13 protein-coding genes and 1 tRNA gene are annotated in these 16,861 nt (G+C 61.0%); 12 read left to right on the top strand and 2 right to left on the bottom strand.

The features are described 5' to 3' along the window. Positions 1 to 18: 18 nt before the first annotated feature. From DW178_RS01705 to DW178_RS01655, 11 genes are all read left to right on the top strand, one after another. Complete coding sequence (locus DW178_RS01705; protein ID WP_042432241.1) at positions 19 to 1,329, top strand: adenylosuccinate synthase; 1,311 nt, start codon at positions 19 to 21, stop codon at positions 1,327 to 1,329. Between the two features lie 123 nt (positions 1,330 to 1,452). Beyond that, positions 1,453 to 2,745, top strand: coding sequence for a phosphoribosylamine--glycine ligase (gene purD / locus DW178_RS01700; RefSeq protein ID WP_118349398.1), 1,293 nt, complete (start codon positions 1,453 to 1,455; stop codon positions 2,743 to 2,745). A 113-nt stretch (positions 2,746 to 2,858) separates the two neighbouring features. After that, the gene (locus DW178_RS01695) at positions 2,859 to 4,187 is read left to right on the top strand and encodes a coproporphyrinogen III oxidase family protein (RefSeq protein WP_118349397.1); all 1,329 of its coding nucleotides are present in this window, start codon (positions 2,859 to 2,861) and stop codon (positions 4,185 to 4,187) included. Between the two features lie 334 nt (positions 4,188 to 4,521). Then, positions 4,522 to 4,597, top strand: a tRNA-Phe gene (locus tag DW178_RS01690). A 304-nt stretch (positions 4,598 to 4,901) separates the two neighbouring features. Next, positions 4,902 to 5,372, top strand: coding sequence for a 5-(carboxyamino)imidazole ribonucleotide mutase (gene purE / locus DW178_RS01685; RefSeq protein ID WP_118349396.1), 471 nt, complete (start codon positions 4,902 to 4,904; stop codon positions 5,370 to 5,372). A 146-nt stretch (positions 5,373 to 5,518) separates the two neighbouring features. Beyond that, positions 5,519 to 7,471, top strand: coding sequence for a thiamine pyrophosphate-dependent enzyme (locus tag DW178_RS01680; RefSeq protein WP_118349395.1), 1,953 nt, complete (start codon positions 5,519 to 5,521; stop codon positions 7,469 to 7,471). A gap of 1 nt (position 7,472) precedes the next feature. Further along, positions 7,473 to 8,069 (top strand): indolepyruvate oxidoreductase subunit beta, encoded by a 597-nt coding sequence (locus DW178_RS01675; RefSeq protein ID WP_118349394.1) that lies wholly within the window; start codon positions 7,473 to 7,475, stop codon positions 8,067 to 8,069. Between the two features lie 301 nt (positions 8,070 to 8,370). After that, positions 8,371 to 9,612, top strand: a complete 1,242-nt coding sequence (locus DW178_RS01670; protein WP_118349393.1) for a phenylacetate--CoA ligase family protein — start codon at positions 8,371 to 8,373, stop codon at positions 9,610 to 9,612. A 148-nt stretch (positions 9,613 to 9,760) separates the two neighbouring features. After that, entirely contained in the window at positions 9,761 to 9,940 is a 180-nt protein-coding gene (locus tag DW178_RS01665) for a hypothetical protein (protein WP_147363788.1), read from the top strand. 200 nt (positions 9,941 to 10,140) lie between these two features. Then, positions 10,141 to 11,694, top strand: a complete 1,554-nt coding sequence (locus DW178_RS01660; RefSeq protein WP_118349391.1) for a sodium:solute symporter family protein — start codon at positions 10,141 to 10,143, stop codon at positions 11,692 to 11,694. 401 nt (positions 11,695 to 12,095) lie between these two features. Beyond that, a complete protein-coding gene (locus DW178_RS01655; RefSeq protein WP_118349390.1) occupies positions 12,096 to 13,751 on the top strand; it encodes a Na+/H+ antiporter NhaC family protein in 1,656 nt (551 codons plus the stop codon). A gap of 267 nt (positions 13,752 to 14,018) precedes the next feature. Here the strand turns inward: DW178_RS01655 and DW178_RS01650 are convergent, their stop codons facing one another. Beyond that, entirely contained in the window at positions 14,019 to 14,642 is a 624-nt protein-coding gene (locus tag DW178_RS01650; RefSeq protein ID WP_118349389.1) for a 5-formyltetrahydrofolate cyclo-ligase, read from the bottom strand. Positions 14,643 to 15,055: 413 nt separating this feature from the next. Between DW178_RS01650 and DW178_RS01645 the strand changes: the two genes are divergently transcribed. Continuing rightward, positions 15,056 to 15,502, top strand: a complete 447-nt coding sequence (locus tag DW178_RS01645; protein WP_118349388.1) for an Rrf2 family transcriptional regulator — start codon at positions 15,056 to 15,058, stop codon at positions 15,500 to 15,502. Here DW178_RS01645 and DW178_RS01640 read toward each other — a convergent pair. Further along, the gene (locus tag DW178_RS01640; RefSeq protein ID WP_286168455.1) at positions 15,477 to 16,859 is read right to left on the bottom strand and encodes an NRAMP family divalent metal transporter; all 1,383 of its coding nucleotides are present in this window, start codon (positions 16,857 to 16,859) and stop codon (positions 15,477 to 15,479) included. The two genes, DW178_RS01645 and DW178_RS01640, sit on opposite strands and share 26 nt — an antisense overlap. Positions 16,860 to 16,861 lie beyond the last annotated feature (2 nt).

Genomic DNA, 16,861 nt, shown 5'->3' with positions numbered 1-16,861 from the left:
TCGAAAGGATGCGCACACATGCCCAGCACCGTTCTGGTTGGCGCCCAATGGGGCGACGAAGGCAAAGGCAAGATCACCGATCTCATTGCTAGCGAATACGATTATGTCGTCCGTTATCAGGGCGGCAACAACGCAGGCCATACCGTTATCCATGGCGACAAGAAGCTGGCGCTTCACCTGATGCCCTCCGGCGTCATGTACGAGAACGCCATTCCCGTCATCGGCAACGGCGTGGTGGTGGATCCCGGCGTGCTGGTCAAGGAAATGGCCATGCTCGAGGCCGAGGGCATCTCCTGCAAGAACCTCAAGATCAGCTGCGACGCGCATGTCATCATGCCGTACCACAAGGATCTCGACGGCGCCGACGAGAAGAGCCTGGGCGATCACAAGATCGGCACCACCAAGCGCGGCATCGGCCCGTGCTACCAGGATAAGGTTGCCCGCAAGGGTATCCGTATCCAGGACCTCATGGACGAGAAGATCTTCCGCTTGAAGGTAGAGACGGCGCTTATCCAGAAGAACGCCATCCTGGAGAAGATCTACGGCCTGCACACCTACACGGTCGAGGAGATCTGCGAGGAGTACCTGCCGTACGCCCGTATCCTCAAGCCGTATATGGCCGAGACCAGCCAGATGCTGAACAACGCCGTGCGCGAGGGCAAGTCCATCCTGTTCGAGGGCGCGCAGGGCACGCTGCTCGACATCGACCATGGCACGTACCCCTACGTCACGTCCTCTTCCTGCTGCGCCGGCGGCGCAGCTACCGGTTCGGGTGTGGGCCCGGTCAACATCGACCGCGTGTTGGGCATCCAGAAGGCCTACATCACCCGCGTCGGCGGCGGTCCTTTCCCCACCGAGCTGACGTACGCCGAGGACGGCGGCGAAGGCCTTGAGGCCGAGGAAGGCGAGACGTTGTGCCAGGTCGGCCATGAGTACGGCGTGACCACGGGCCGCAAGCGCCGCTGTGGCTGGTTCGACGCCGTCATCGCGCGCTATGCCGCCGATGTCAACGGCCTGACCGACGTGGCCCTGACCAAGCTCGACGTGCTTTCCGCCTTCGACACCATCAAGGTGTGCGTGGCTTACGAGTGCAACGGCGAGCGTTACGATTACTTCCCCATGCAGCAAAGCGTGCTGTTCCACGCCAAGCCGGTTTACGAGGAGCTGCCCGGCTGGAAGGGCGAGGACATCACCGCCTGCCGCACGTTCGACGAGCTGCCGGAGAATGCCAAGAGCTACGTTGAGTATCTCGAGAAGAAGGTGGGCGTGCCCATCAGCATCGTGGCCGTCGGCCCCGATCGCGACCAGACCATCATGCGCGGCTGGTAGGGCGCCGATAAACTTGATGGACTGCTGTCACTGAATAGCGAAGCGAATCCCGTGCGGGGCTGCATGAATCTGCGGTCCCGCACACGCATATTATTCGAGAGCTGGAAATGGAGGGTTAGTTACATGAACATCTTGGTTTTGGGCGGCGGCGGCCGCGAGCACGCCATTGCGTGGGCCTTGGCGAAATCCCCCCGTACCGACAACCTGTACGCGGCCCCGGGCAACGGCGGGACGGACTCCGTCGCGCAGAACGTGGCGGGCCTGAACGCCGAGGACGGCCAGGCCGTCCTGGAGTTCGTGAAGGGCAACGCCATCGACCTGGTGGTCATCGGCCCGGAAGCGCCGTTGGTGGCGGGCGTGGCCGACGTGCTGCGCGAAGCCGGCGTGGCGGTCTTCGGCCCCGATGCGCAGGGTGCGCAGCTCGAGGGCAGCAAGACGTACAGCAAGGAGTTCATGCAGGCCAACGGCATCCCCACGGCTCGCTATGGCAGCTTCACCGAGTTGGAGCCGGCGCTTGAGTATGTGCACGAGCTGGGCGCCCCCGTCGTCGTGAAGGCCGACGGCCTGGCAGCTGGCAAGGGCGTCGTGGTCGCCGATACCATCGAGGTGGCGGAGAACGCCGTGCGCAGCTGCTTCGACGGCGCGTTTGGCTCTGCGGGCTCGAAGGTGCTCGTTGAGGAGTGCCTCACCGGCCCGGAGTGCTCGCTGCTCGCGTTCGTCTCCGGCGGCAAGGCGCACTGCATGGCAACCGCCCAGGACCACAAGCGCGCCTTCGACGGCGACCGCGGCCCGAACACGGGCGGCATGGGCGTGTACTCCCCGGTGCCCATCGTCACCGATGAGGAGCTTGCCGACATGACGCACATGATGAAGGTCGCCGCGGCGGCAACGGCGCGCGAGCCCTTCAAGAACGATTACCGCGGCGTGCTCTACGGCGGCTTCATGCTGACGCCCGAGGGGCCGAAGGTGCTGGAGTACAACGCCCGTTTCGGCGATCCCGAGACGCAGGTCGTCCTGCCGCGTCTGAAGACCGACCTGGTCGACGTCATGATGGCCGTGGCCGAAGGCCGTCCCGACGACATCGAGCTCGAGTGGGACGACCAGTGGGCTGTGTGCGTGGTGCTGGCTTCCGCCGGCTATCCGGGCAAGTACGAGAAGGGCAAGGTCATCCTGGGTGTTGAGGATGCCGAGGCCATGGAAGGCGTGACGGTGTTCCATGCCGGCACCGCCCGCAACGCCGATGGCGAGCTCGTCACTGCCGGCGGCCGCGTGCTGAACGTGGTTGCGCTGGGCAAGACGTTCGACGATGCCCGTGCGAAGGCCTACGAGGCATGCGACGTCATCAACTTCGAGGGCAAGCAGCTGCGCTCCGACATCGGCGCGAAGGCCGCCGCAGGTCGCGGAGCCTGGGCGTAAGGCCGCGCCTTTCGTGCACGGGGAGCGAAGCTTTCGTCGAGATTATATGAGACTGAAACGGTAGGATATAATTCCTACCGTTTTCACTAGGACGAGAAAAGGAGCGCGCGTACATGCTGTCAGAGCGCCTGCTTACGAACGTGGTTCGCCAATGCACAAACCAATACCTGAAGCTCAAACCCACCGATGAGGTGATGATGCCTGCACCTGAGCAGGGGAAACGCTACATGCTGTACATGCACGTGCCGTTCTGCGAGCGCCTGTGCCCGTACTGCAGCTTCAACAGGTTCCCGTTCAGCGAGGATCGCGCCCGTCCGTACTTCGAGAATATGCGCAAAGAGATGCGCATGCTGAAGGATTTGGGCTACGACTTCGACAGCGTCTATATCGGCGGCGGCACTCCCACCATCATGATCGATGAGCTGTGCGACACCATCGACCAGGCGCGCGAGCTGTTCAATATCCAGGAGGTTTCGAGCGAGACGAACCCGAACCACCTGATTCCCAGCTATCTGGACAAGCTGCAGGGCCGCGTGCAGCGCCTGTCCGTGGGTGTGCAAAGCTTCGACGACGGCCTGCTCAAGCAGATGGACCGCTACGACAAGTACGGCTGCGGCCAGGAGATCCTCGAGCGCATCCAGGACGCCAGCCCGTACTTCGTGTCCATGAATGCGGACATGATTTTCAACTTCCCGGCGCAGACTGAGGACATCCTGATCAACGATATCGAGCGCGTCATCGAGAGCGGTTGCACGCAGACCACGTTCTATCCGTTGATGGCTTCACCGTCGGTCGAGCGCAGCCTGGCCCGCACCGTGGGCAAGGTGGACTACGCCCGCGAGCAGAAGTTCTACGAGATCATCAGCGAATTGCTGACGGGCGGTCCCTTGCACCTGTTCGAGCACGGTTCGGCGTGGACGTTCAACAAGAGGAACACGTCGGCTGCCGGCGAGGACGCCATGATCGACGAGTACGTGGTCGATTACGAGGAGTATCCGGCCATCGGTAGCGGCGGAATCACCTACCTGGGTAGCAACCTGTACGTGAACACCTTCAGCGTGAAGGATTACAACAAGTGCATCGAAGCAGGTCATATGTCCATTATGGGCAAAACCACCTTCAGCAAGCGCGATCGCATGCGTTACCGTTTCATGATGCAGCTGTTCGGTCTGCGCCTGGATAAGCGCCAGTTCAAGAAGGACTTCGGCTGCTCGGTGGAGGTCGGCCTGCCGGTGGAGATGGCGTTCATGAAGGCCTCGGGCGCGTTCGCCACCGATAACGCCGACGAGCTGACGTTGACCCCGAAGGGCCGTTATCTGCTGGTCGTCATGATGCGCCAGTTCTTCATCGGCGTGAACAACCTGCGCGACCAGGCTCGTGCCGCGCTTCCCGGCGAGGAAAAGGAGCTGCTGTTCGGCAGCGGCTGCGCCGAGTGCAAGTAGCGGGGTGCGTTGCCGAAAGAACGCGCGAGTCGCGTTTTTGGTGGTTATTTATCGGTCATCTGTTCAGCGAATGTGCACGGATTCGTTGCCGCTGTCGGTTGCGAGCCAGCCAAGTCCTCCTTGGCGTACGGTCTGGTTCAGCGACCGATTTCGCAAGCTGTTGCCGAGCAGTCTTAAGCGAGTTGGCATATCTGCTGGTCACACGTTCGCTTAAGGGCTGGGTTGGGCGCGTTTCCCTGAGGGGGAACGTATCTCAAAAAAGTTCGGAATCGGGGTTGACGAAAAGCGCTCGCTGCCGTAATATACTAACTCGCGTTCGCAACGAACGACTTCTGGTCGGGTAGCTCAGTTGGTAGAGCAGGGGACTGAAAATCCCCGTGCCGAGGGTTCAAGTCCCCCTCCGACCACCATGAAATTTACAGGCTCGATGGTGGAAGCCATCGGGCCTGTTGCTTTCTGGACCTGTTACTCGAGTCTCGCATTCCCGGTTTCATATTTCCGAACCCGTTGCCCGGACCTGCTTTGAGTCTGCTGTTCCGTAGTTGGCAAGCTCTCATGCTAGCTGGAGTTCTTCTCCGACTCCACTTTCACGATTTTGCTTCCTTGGCTTTGGCATGTTTCGGTCTCCCATAATTTGCGTGCGATTTTCCCTATGTTCCTGCTTCCGCGTTACACTGCCTTGGAAAGCAAATCACGTGTTGAAAGGACTGCGAAATGTCTTGCGATCACAAGAATCCCGTCATCGGCATCATCATGGGTTCCGAAAGCGATATGCCCGCCATGGAGCCTTGCATGAAGCAGCTTGAGGAGTTCGGCGTCCCGTACGAGGTGAAGGTTGCCAGCGCGCACCGTAAGCCTGCTGAGGTGCACGAGTGGGCCTCCACTGCGCATGAGCGTGGCATCAAGGTTATCATCGCCGCTGCCGGCAAGGCAGCTCACCTGGGCGGCGTGGTTGCCTCTTACACCCCCGACCCGGTTATCGCCGTTCCCATGAAGACGAGCGACCTTGGCGGCCTGGATTCGCTGCTGTCCATGGTACAGATGCCCTCAGGCGTGCCGGTTGCCACCGTCGCCATCAACGGCGCGAAGAACGCGGCCATCTTGGCGGTGCAGATCATGGGCACCGGCTGCAACGGCGCTCGTCAGAAGATCATCGATATGAAGAAGGCCATGGCCGAGGCGTAAAGCCGGCCACTTGCAAAAGGGCGACGGGGCAACCTGTCGCCCTTTTGCTATCATGAACAGGTATCAAGACGATTCTCTCCACGTTGTTTCACGTGAAACAACGAAGGGAGCGATTCCTGAAACCAGGCTTTGAAGCGGGGAAACATATGACGAAGAAACTGCTTATGGGCAACGAGGCGTTCGCCCATGCCGCACTTGAGGCGGGGGTGCGCGTTGTTGCGGGCTATCCTGGGACGCCGTCGTCCGAGGTGACGGAAACCGTGGCGAAGCTGCATGCTTCCGGCGCCGCTCAGGGCATCCATGTGGAGTGGTCCACGAACGAGAAGAGCGCGCTCGAGCTGCTGGCCGGCGCATCGTATTGCGGTGCGCGCACGCTGTTCACTTGCAAGCAGGTGGGCCTGAACGTGGCAAGCGATCCGCTGATGAGCTTGAACTACGTGGGGGTGAAGGGCGGCACGGTTCTGTTCGTGGCCGACGACCCCGGTCCCATCTCGTCGCAGACCGAGCAGGATACGCGCAGGTTCGGCAACTTCGCCAAGGTGCCGGTGCTCGACCCGGCAACGCCCGATCAGGGCTTCGACATGATGAAGGCGGCGTTCGAGCTTTCGGAACGCTACAAGACGCCGGTCATCGTACGCCCCACCACGCGTGTGTGTCATGCTTCCACGTTCTTCGACGTTGCCGAGGAAACGCACGCCAAGCCCATCCCCGAGGAGGGCTTCGAGCGCGGCCCGCGTTGGGTCATCTTCCCGAAGCGCGCCTTTGAGGGCCATGGAGAAATCAACGAGCGCCTGCGCGCGATTGCCGTCAATTACTCGACGAACCCGGTTTTGAGCGCATTCAATCCCGTCGACGAGCGACGCGTGGCCGGCCAGCTCACTCGTCATGGCATCGTTGCGGGCGGCGTGTCGGCCGCTTATGCGCTCGAGGCTCTGCGTTTGCTCGAGGAGCGCGCGAGCGAGCGCGGCGTGCAGCTGCCGGCATATCGTTTCTGGCAGGTGGGCACTCCCTTCCCGTTCCCTGAGCGCACGTGCGCCGGGTTTACCAAGGGGCTTGCCGATGTGCTCGTGCTTGAAGAGCTGGACCATGTGCTGGAGGACGAGTTGCTGGCGTTCGCGGGCAGGACGCATGCCGAGTACAACACGCACGGCAAGCTGACGGGCGAAGCGCGCGATCGCGGCGAGAACGACGTCGACGACATCCTTGTCCGTCTGGCCGTCTACCTCGGCGTCCCCGAATTGGCGGAGGCAGAAGACGCGGCAACCTACGACAACGCCGACCCCGAGCAGCCCCTGCCGGTCCGCCCGCCGGTGCTGTGCCCGGGCTGCCCGCACCGCGGCAGCTTTTATGCCGTGAAGCGCGCACTGGGTAAGACGCCTGCCGTGTTCTGCGGCGACATCGGATGCTACACGCTGGGCAACGCCATGCCGCTCGATGCGGTGGATACCTGTCTGTGCATGGGCGCCGGCATCACCATGGCGCAGGGCTTCTCCGTGGTCGAGCCGCAGAAGAAGGCCTTGGCGTTCGTCGGCGACTCGACGTTCTTCGCAAGCGGTTTGCCGGGAATCGTGAACGCGGTGTACAACGGCCACGACTTCACGCTGTGCGTGTTGGATAACGCCACCACAGCCATGACGGGCAGCCAGCCGCATCCGGGCACGGGCGTGACGCTGATGGGTGAGCGCCGCAAGCCGGTTTCCATCGAGGCAGTGCTGAGGGCGGTCGGTTTCGAGCGCATCGTGCACGCTGACCCGCTGAACCTGCAGCAGTCCATCGACGCCGCGCGTGAGGCGATCGGTTTCGAGGGGCCGTCCGCCATCATGTTCGAAAGCCCCTGCGTGCAGTTGTTCAAACCAGCGGCTCCCGTTGTGTTGGACGCTCAGCGTTGTACGGGTTGCAAGAAGTGCATCACCGAGATCGGGTGCCCCGGCATCGGCTTCGATATCGACGTTCGCGGCCCGAAAAGCGGGGAGCGTGGTCAGGCGTTCATCGACGCCGGCCAGTGCAACGGGTGCGGGCTGTGCACGCAGGTGTGCCCGTTCGGCTGCATCTCCGTGGTCGATGCCGCATCCGCCGCTAGCGAGAAGAAGGAGGCCTAGCATGCTGAACATCCTGCTCACAGGTGTAGGCGGCCAGGGAACGGTTCTGGCCGCGAAGGTGCTTGCCCAGGCCGCCTTGGAGAAAGGCTGGCAGGTGCGCACGGCTGAGACCATCGGCATGGCGCAGCGCGGCGGCAACGTGGTGTCGCACGTGCGCATCGGCAACAAGGGCGAGCAGGTGCATGCGCCCCTGGTCAGCCGAGGAACCGCCGATCTGATCATCGCGTTCGAGCCGGCGGAGGCCGCGCGCGTGCTGTCCTATCTTGCCCCCGCCGGGACGCTGGTGTTCGCCAGCACCGCGATTCAGCCGGTCACGGCGGCGCTGTCGAAGAACCCGTACCGCGCCAGCGATGTGATCGCGAACATGGAGCGCGCTCTGGCGGGTACGCAGGCGAACCTTGTGCCCGTCGATGATGCTGCGCTTACGAAGGCGGCCGGCAGCCGCAAGGTGCTTAACAGCCTGTTGTTGGCAAAGGCTTTGCAAACCGGATGCGTGCCCATCGATGCCGAAGACCTTCGTGCCGCGATTGCGGCTTGCGTCAAGCCGCGCTTCGTGGATATGAACCTGCAAGCCATCAACGTGGCGGTAGGGGAGTAGCACCGCAAAACCCTGCATTGCAAGCAATGGGACCGCAAATCGGTCCCGTTGCCGGTTTTGGGGGTTGCTTGCGGTTTGGTTTTGCCTACAATGACCAGTATGACTTCGGTATTCGACATCCACTTCTCCTCAGCCGCGCGCAACGCGTTGGCTGGTCGATGGCTTTAGCTTCAAGACCTGTAAGGTTTGGGGCCGATTTGCCGTGCTTTCCCGCAGCCTTTTCGGACTTGAAGCGCCTACGCACTTTTCCTCACGCAGCATGAATAAAACGAAACAAGCCATTTGAACAAGGGAGCATACTATGCAAATGAAGCCGGAGCAGCTTGAGATCATCAAAGAGCAGTTCAAAACCCTGAAGGACCGCTCGGCCTTCTACGCCCGTAAATTCAAGGACATCGATCTGTCCGACGTGCAGACCCAGGAAGATTTCGAGAAGCTGCCCTTCTCGGAAAAGGCCGATTTGCGCGAAGCGTACCCGTTGGGACTGCAGGCGGTGCCGGACGAGAAGATCATCCGCATCCACAGCTCCTCGGGTACCACGGGCACCCCGGTCGTCATCCCCTACACGCAGAAGGACGTCGACGATTGGGCCACCATGTTCGCGCGCTGCTACGAGACGGCGGGCATCACGAACACCGACCGCATCCAAATCACCCCTGGTTATGGCCTGTGGACTGCCGGCATCGGCTTCCAGCTGGGCTGTGAGCGCTTGGGCGCCATGGCCATCCCCATGGGTCCCGGCAACACCGAAAAACAGCTGCAGATGATGCAGGATCTGCATTCCACCGTCATCACGGGCACGTCCAGCTATGCGCTGCTGCTTGCCGAGGAGATTGAGAAGCGTGGCCTGCGCGACAAGCTCGACCTGCGCAAGGGCGTCATCGGATCCGAGCGCTGGGGTGATAAGATGCGCCAGCGCATCTCCAACGAGCTGGGCATCGAGATCTTCGACATCTACGGCCTGACGGAGATTTACGGCCCGGGCATCGGCATCTCCTGCGAAGAGCATCACGGCATGCATATCTGGGAAGACTACGTGTACTGCGAGATCATCGACCCGAAAACCGGCGAGCAGCTGCCCGATGGAGAAGTGGGCGAGCTGGTGCTCACCACGCTGCGCAAGGAAGGCGCGCCGCTCATCCGCTACCGCACGCACGACCTTACGCGCATCATTCCCGGCGACTGCAAGTGCAAGTTCGGCAGCCACCACCCGCGTATCGACATCCTGACGGGCCGCACTGATGACATGGTCAAGGTGAAGGGCTGCAACATGTTCCCCTCCCAGATCGAGGAGGTGCTGCAGTTCACCGACGGCGCATCGTCCGAGTATCAGGTCATGATCGAGGCCATCAACGGCCGCGATGTGCTCACCGTGCTGTTCGAAACGCCGCTTGAAGGCGAGGAGCGCGAGCAATGCGAGCAGCAGCTGGCGGCGATCTTCAAGGCGAAGATCGGCTGCACCCCCGAGGCGAAGGGCGTTCCCATGGGCGAGCTGCCGCGCAGTGAGAAGAAGACGAAGCGTATCTTCGACTCCCGCTATTAAAAGCTTGCGAACAAATTGAATGAGAAGTGAAGCCGGGTCACGTGCCCGGCTTCACTTTTTCTAATTCGAACCGCTTTACTAGGAAATAATGTTGCCGTTCAGGAAAATCCTGGACGGAAAGGCACTTGACTGTGGTAGAGTAGCGCCCATGAGCATCGTGAACGGACATATCACCGCATCCCGCAGCGCTCAGCAGCCCGCTGAGCTGACTGTCATGCTGTGTGCCTTCGAAGTCCAAACGATGCCTTTTGCGGGTAAGACCGCCTGTGAATGCGGTGCGACGAAGCCCGGCCTTCCTTCCTATTATTATTCCTATCGATATCTGTAGCACACGGGGCTTAGCCGCTGCGTGCGTCTGTTAGACGTGGCGTATGTTCGCAGCGAACTCGGGCTTGTGCCGTGTGCGTTTCCAGGTTGGGTGAATCAGATGCGTTCGGTTGCCCAGCCGTGTCCTTGACGAGGGGCAGCTGCTTTCCGAACAGGGAAGATTTCACGGTCTACACGATATCGATCGGTAAAGGAACGATCATGGTCGCAAAAATCTGCATGGTTTTGATTTTCGTCGGCGTGGCGGTTGGCGTCGGCTTGTACTGCCGCCGCACCACCACAAGCGTCGACGGTTTCGTTCTAGGCGGGCGCAACGTCGGCCCTTGGATGAGCGCTTTCGCATACGGCACCAGCTACTTCTCCGCCGTGGTGTTCGTCGGCTATGCCGGCCAGTTCGGTTGGAAATACGGCATCGCCGCCGTGTGGGCCGGCATCGGCAACGCCATCCTCGGTAGTCTTTTGGCCTGGTGGGTGCTCGGTCCGCGCACGCGTGAGATGACGCATCGCCTGGGCGCCACCACCATGCCCGAGTTCTTCGGCAAGCGCTTCAAGTCCAAGGGCCTGCGCATTGCCAGCGCGGCGATCATCTTCGTGTTCCTGATCCCGTACACCGCAAGCGTGTACAACGGCCTGTCCCGCCTGTTCGGCATGGCGTTCGGCCTTCCTTACGAGGTGTGCGTCATCGGCATGGCCGTCATCACGTGCCTATACGTGGTTTTGGGCGGTTACATGGCAACCGTTATGAACGACTTCCTGCAGGGCATCGTCATGCTGTTCGGCATCGTCGCGGTCATCGCGGCGGTCATCCTGAACAACGGCGGCTTCAGCGAGGCGATCACCACGCTGTCGCAGATCCCGGCCGAAGGTTCGCAGATGGCCGGCCCGTTCGTCAGCATGTTCGGCCCCGACCTGTTCAACCTGCTCGGCGTGGTGGTGCTGACCAGCCTTGGTACCTGGGGTTTGCCGCAGATGGTGCAGAAGTTCTACGCTATCAAGTCCGGCCCGGCGGTGAAGCAGGGCGCCATCATCTCCACGCTGTTCGCGTTCGTGGTTGCCGGCGGCAGCTACTTCTTGGGTGGTTTCGGCCGTCTGTACGCCGACAAGATCGAGATCGGTCCCACCGGCATCCCGGTGTACGACTCCATCATCCCGACCATGCTGTCCACCTTGCCCGATATCCTCATCGGCATCGTGATCGTGCTCGTGCTGTCCGCCAGCATGTCCACGCTGTCCTCGCTGGTTCTGACCTCGTCCTCCACGCTGACGCTCGATCTTCTGCAGGGCAACGTGGTGAAGAAGATGAGCGAGCAGAGCAAGCTCGGCTGGATGCGCGTCCTTATCGTGGTGTTCATCATCGTGTCCGCGGCGCTGGCGTTGGTGCAGTACAACTCCTCCATCACGTTCATCGCGCAGCTTATGGGCATCTCCTGGGGTGCGCTGGCCGGCGCGTTCCTCGGCCCATTCCTTTGGGGCCTGTACTCCGGGCGCATCTCCAAAGCGGCCGTGTGGTGCAGCTTCATCGTGGGCGTGTGCCTGACCAGCGGCAACATGGTGCTCACGCTGATGGGTACGCCGCTGATCTCCAGCCCCATCAACTGTGGCGCCTTGGCCATGCTGTTGTCGCTGATCATCGTGCCGGTGGTCAGCCTGTTCACCAAGTCCGTTCCCTTCGAGGTGAACCCACCCAGTCCCGAGGGCGCCATCGACCGCGAATACCAACACGAGTTGGCCGCGGAGCGCAAGGGCGCGGAATAGCCTTTCGATTACGGTTTGCCGTTATGGGTTAGCGAATCGCGCAAAACCGAGTGCCTTCAAGGAAGAGGCGGACGAAGCCTATCGTCTGCCTCTTCCTATATATATAGTTGAGTTCGACGTCCGGGGTTCCGTATCCGCCAGCCAGTGCATAAGGCGATGTGGTTCAGCGAGGGTTCCGTTGCGCGAAACGCCTTCTTCGATGTGGGCTCCGCACTGCTCAAAGTGTCCCCTTTCGGTATACCGGTCTGCCGCTCGATCGGGCGGAGAACCCGCCTCCCGACAACCTATTCCTTTTGTTTCACGTGAAACCCCTCCGGCGGAATCCTAGTGCGGTTCGACCGTTGCGCTTGTATACTGATTCGCAATGGACTTTGAGGACCTTATGGAGAAAGGGAAGGGAAATGGAAGAGGCTTTCGAGCTTATCAGCACCGGCGCTTGGTCCATCGTGCCGCCGTTGCTGGCGTTGGCTCTGGCGCTCATCACCAAAGAGGTGTATTCGTCGCTGACCATCGGCGTGTTCGTCGGCATGGTCATCTACCAGTTCACCCTCAACGGTGTCGGCGTCGATCAGCTGGTCACGGCATTCACCGACGTGCCGAACGCGATGGCGCTGCAAATCGCCGATAACGGGGCGTTGCTGTTGTTCCTTGCGTTGTTGGGCGCGCTGACCGTGGTCATCGCCACGGCGGGCGGCAGCCGCGCTTATGCCGAGTGGGTGTCCACCCATATCAAGAACGCGCGCGCCGCGCAGGTGCTCACCGGCTTGCTGGGCATCATCATCTTCGTCGACGACTACTTCAACTGCTTGACGGTCGGCGCGGTCATGCGCCCCGTGACCGATCGCTTCCATGTCAGCCATGAGAAGCTGGCCTGGATCATCGACTCCACGGCAGCCCCGGTCTGCATCATCGCGCCGGTGTCCTCGTGGGCCGTTGCGGTCGGCGGTTACCTGGGAGACGACGGCTTCACCACGTTCGTGCAGTCCATCCCGTACAACTTCTATGCGCTGCTCACCATCTTCTTCGTGTTCTTCATGCTGATCACGAACAAGAACGATTACGGTCCGATGCGCGCTGCTGAGGCGGAGGCGAAGACCTCCGAGGACGCTGCTGCCGAGGGCGGCAAGCTGTTGGAGAAGCTGTCCACCATGGGCCTTTCCGATCAGGCTGAAGCCGATCCCGACGACCATACGAACCTGGAGTCGGTCGTGACCGAGCAGGCCGATATCGAGCAGTCCGCATCGGCTGCCATCGACGAGTACAAGGGCCTTGACATTTCCGAGAAGGGCAAGGTCTACGACCTGATCGTGCCTATCCTGGTGCTGATCTTCTTCTCGATCCTAGGCATGATGTATACGGGCGGCTTTTTCGAGGGCGTCGACTTCGCCACCGCTGTCGGCGAGAACCCGGTCGGCGGCCTGTGCATCGGCGCTACGGTGGCCCTGTGCGTTGCCGGCGCCATGTTCCTACCGCGCGGCCTGACCACGCTGAGCGGTTTCGTGGAGAGCATTTCCGAGGGCGTGCGCTCCATGGTCGGCGCCATCATGATCCTGGTGCTGGCATGGAGCTTGGGCGGTTGCTGCCGTTACATGCTCGGCACGGGCGACTTTGTGAGCAGCTTCCTGAACAGCCTGGGTGTGAGCTTGGCCATCCTGCCGTGCATCATCTTCCTGGTGGCCGGCTTCATCGGCTTCGCCATGGGTACGAGCTGGGGCACCATTGCGCTGATCCTGCCCATCGTCGTCGGCGTGTTCAACGAGGGCGATCCGCTGTTCCTGGTTGCCGTGGGCGCAACGCTGGCAGGTGCCGTGTATGGCGACCATATCTCGCCGATCTCGGACACCACCATCCTGTCGTCCGCGGGCGCGAAGTGCAACCACCTGCGTCACGTGGCTACGCAGCTGCCGTACGCGACCACCGTTATGCTCGTCTGCTTCGTGTGCTACATCGTCGCCGGCTTCACGGGCAATCCCTGGATTTCCCTGGTGCTGGGCGCGGTGCTCATCGTGGTTGCGGTGAAGATCCTGCACAAGTCCAACATCGGCATGAAGAAATAAACGCCGATGCGCGGCGCAAGCCGCAAAAGTGGCAAGAATGCGAAGAGAGAGGGCTCCATTCGGGGCCCTCTCTCTTTTACTGAACAGCTATTTTCGGAAAAAGCGCGGGGTTTGACTTCACCAGAAGGCCTGCTGATTCAGCCTTGTTTTCGGGTGCGCAAGGTGCTCGTCCTTGCTAGCGGGCATCCCTAGAAGATGTAGCGGCCTACCAATGCTATTGCCGTCCGTTCCTTTCCGCGCCATATTGCCATTTTGCCCGCGTCCGCGTTATGCCGAGAAGATGCGGGGAAGGGGGAGGTCGTGAGGTTCGGTGGGCACGCGGTCGACGCGCTGCTCTTCGAATGCCACACCGGCTACGAAGCAGTCATCACGCAGTTTGGGGAGGAACCGGTCGTAATTCCCGCCGCCGTACCCGAGGCGCATGAGGCTGCTGTCAAAGGCCACCAGGGGGATGACGGCGACGTCGAACAGCTGCTCATCGGCTTCCCGCCAGCCTTGGGCATGCAGGTCGTCAAGCAGGTAAGGGCGAGCGGGGTGGTCGAGGAAGGCGGGCCGCTGTTCGGTCAGGTGGTTCTGCTCGATAGGGAAGAACACCATGTGCGCAGGCGCATCTGGAGCGTCCTTGGCCATGCAGGGCAGAAACACCTCCCAGTCGCGTTCGTATGTCGCAAATAGCAGAGGGTGTACATCGACTTCGCTGGTCATGGGCTCGTAAGCGGCGATGCGCAGCTGCTTGACGGAAGCGCATGAGGGTGTTTCGCCAGCAATTCGGTTGTCTATTTCGGCAAGGAATCGCTCGCAAATCAGACGGCTCTTCTCCTCGCGCAAGGCGGAAGGGATCTGCTTGCGTCGGGCGAGGACCGAAGCCCGCGTATCTTGTTTCAAAGTCATATCATATTCCTTGAAAATGGACGAAATCTCAGCATCGTGTGAAAAAGCATAGCAATAAAGTAGAGGTTTATCGCTTGCGCTAGTATGTAAGCATACTCGTTGGGTCTGGCGATGGCTATGGCAACAACGGGGAAACGAGGCGGCGGCGCACCCAGATGAGGCCCTGACAGGCGGCGCTTCACGGTGCAGCTGGGGACCTGGCGCGCATCGCTTCGCAGTACAGCTGAGGCTCCGGCAGGCTTCGCTTCACCGCCCGAGCATGGGCGCGGAATCGCGATGCACTGGGCTTCATTGCGTTTGCGAAAGCCTCTATAGCAGATGACCAGGGATTTCGTTGACGAAGAAAACAGGGAAGGTGTACATCGTCCGTCCCTGTTTGGAGCATCGAACACGAAATAGGAACGAGGGAAACGGTGCACTTCAAGGCTTCGGTCGAATATGGGATGCGTGCGGTGCTGTATCTAGCGGAAAAGGGCTCGATATGCTCGTCTCGCGAGGTGGCCGATGAGATGTCCATTCCGCGCGATTATCTGATCCAGTTGGCGCAGCTGCTGCGCAACGCCGGGATCATCCATGCGCGCCCAGGCAAAAACGGCGGCTATAGCCTTGCGAAGGACGCTTCCGAAATCAGCATGCTCGACATCTTCAACGCGCTGCAGAACGACCGTCTGCGTTCGGAGCGCAAGGAAGCGGAGGATGCGAGCGATCTGCTGCAGGACATCACTGCTGCATGTTCCGCGGTCGAACGCGAAATGGAGGAGTACATGTCCTCAATCACCCTTCAGAATATGATCGAACGCATCCACGGCAAAGAATCCGACACCGCTTCCGGTTCTACCCGATTCCGAACACCTGCATAACGAGCAGAATCGCGGTGAGCACGGAGACGATGCCTACGGTGACCCAGATGAGCACCTTCGTCACGCGGCCGGACTTGAACTTGCCCATGACGCGCTTATCCGACGAGATCAGCGCCATGAACACCAGCAGCACCGGCAGCACCAGGCCGTTGATGAACTGAGCCATGAGCATGACGCCCATGAGGTCGATGTTCGGAATGAGCACGATCACGGCCGAGAACGCGATGACGAACGTGAAGATGCTCTTGAACAGCGGCGCTTCCTTCCACTTGAAGGACACGCCGGCCTCCCAGCCGAATGCCTCGCAGATGACGAATGCCGTGGTCAGCGGAAGCACGCATGCGGCCAAGAATGATGCGGCGATCAGGCCGATGGCGAACAGGGCCTCGGCATATTTGCCCGCGAACGGCGCCAGCGCGGCAGCCGCGTCGGCGGCGTCGCTGATGACGATTCCCTGCGGATACAGCACAGTGCCCGTGGTGACGATGATGAACCACGCGACCAAGCAAGCAGACACGGTGCCGGAGACCACGTCGACCTTCTGTGTGAACAGCTCGTCGGGTTTGATACCCTTCTCAACCACGTTGCTCTGGTTGAAGAACATCATCCAGGGCGCAATGGTGGTGCCGATCATGGATATGACCAGTGAAACGAAGCTTTGCTGGTACACCACATGGGGAACGATGGTGTTGATAGCCGCATCCTCCCAGTTCGGCTGCGCCAAGAATGCCGCGATCACGTAGGTGAGGAACACCAGCGACAAGATGAGGAACACCTTCTCCACGCGCTTGTAGCTGCCTCCTACGATGAGCAGCCAGACGGCTAACGCGGCGACGGGCACGGCGATGTATTTCGACACGCCGAACATCTCCATGCCCGAGGCGATGCCTGCAAACTCGGAGAACGTGGTGCAAACGTTGCCGATGAGCAGCGCGAGCATGGCTAGCGCCGTGAGCCTGATGCCGAAGGATTCGCGGATGAGCGCGGCGAACCCCTTGCCGGTGACGGCGCCCATCTTTGCGGCGGTCATTTCCACCACGATGAGCAACACGCACATGATAGGGATGACCCACAGCGTGGCGAACCCGAACTGCGCGCCAACGGTCGAGTAGGTTGAGATGCCGCCGGCATCGTTGCCGGCCATGGCCGTGACGATGCCCGGGCCCATGGCGGCCAAGATGAGCAGCAGTTTGCTTTTCTGTTTGTTGGAGCCGCCGGTTTGCTCGAGCGCCTGCTTTTCCGCAAGCTGTTCGGCGGACAGCGTAGCCTCGCCGGTGTGGAAGCTGCTGCGCTCTAACGGGTTATGCGAATCGATGTCGACAATGCGCCCGGTCTTGCCGTTCTGCTTCAAAACCACGG

It is taken from the genome of Eggerthella sp. AM16-19 (assembly GCF_003474385.1).
In the GTDB taxonomy this organism is placed as follows: domain Bacteria; phylum Actinomycetota; class Coriobacteriia; order Coriobacteriales; family Eggerthellaceae; genus Senegalimassilia.
The sequence above is the reverse complement of the archived record's forward strand: the minus strand, read 5'-3'. Positions and strand labels throughout refer to the sequence as shown.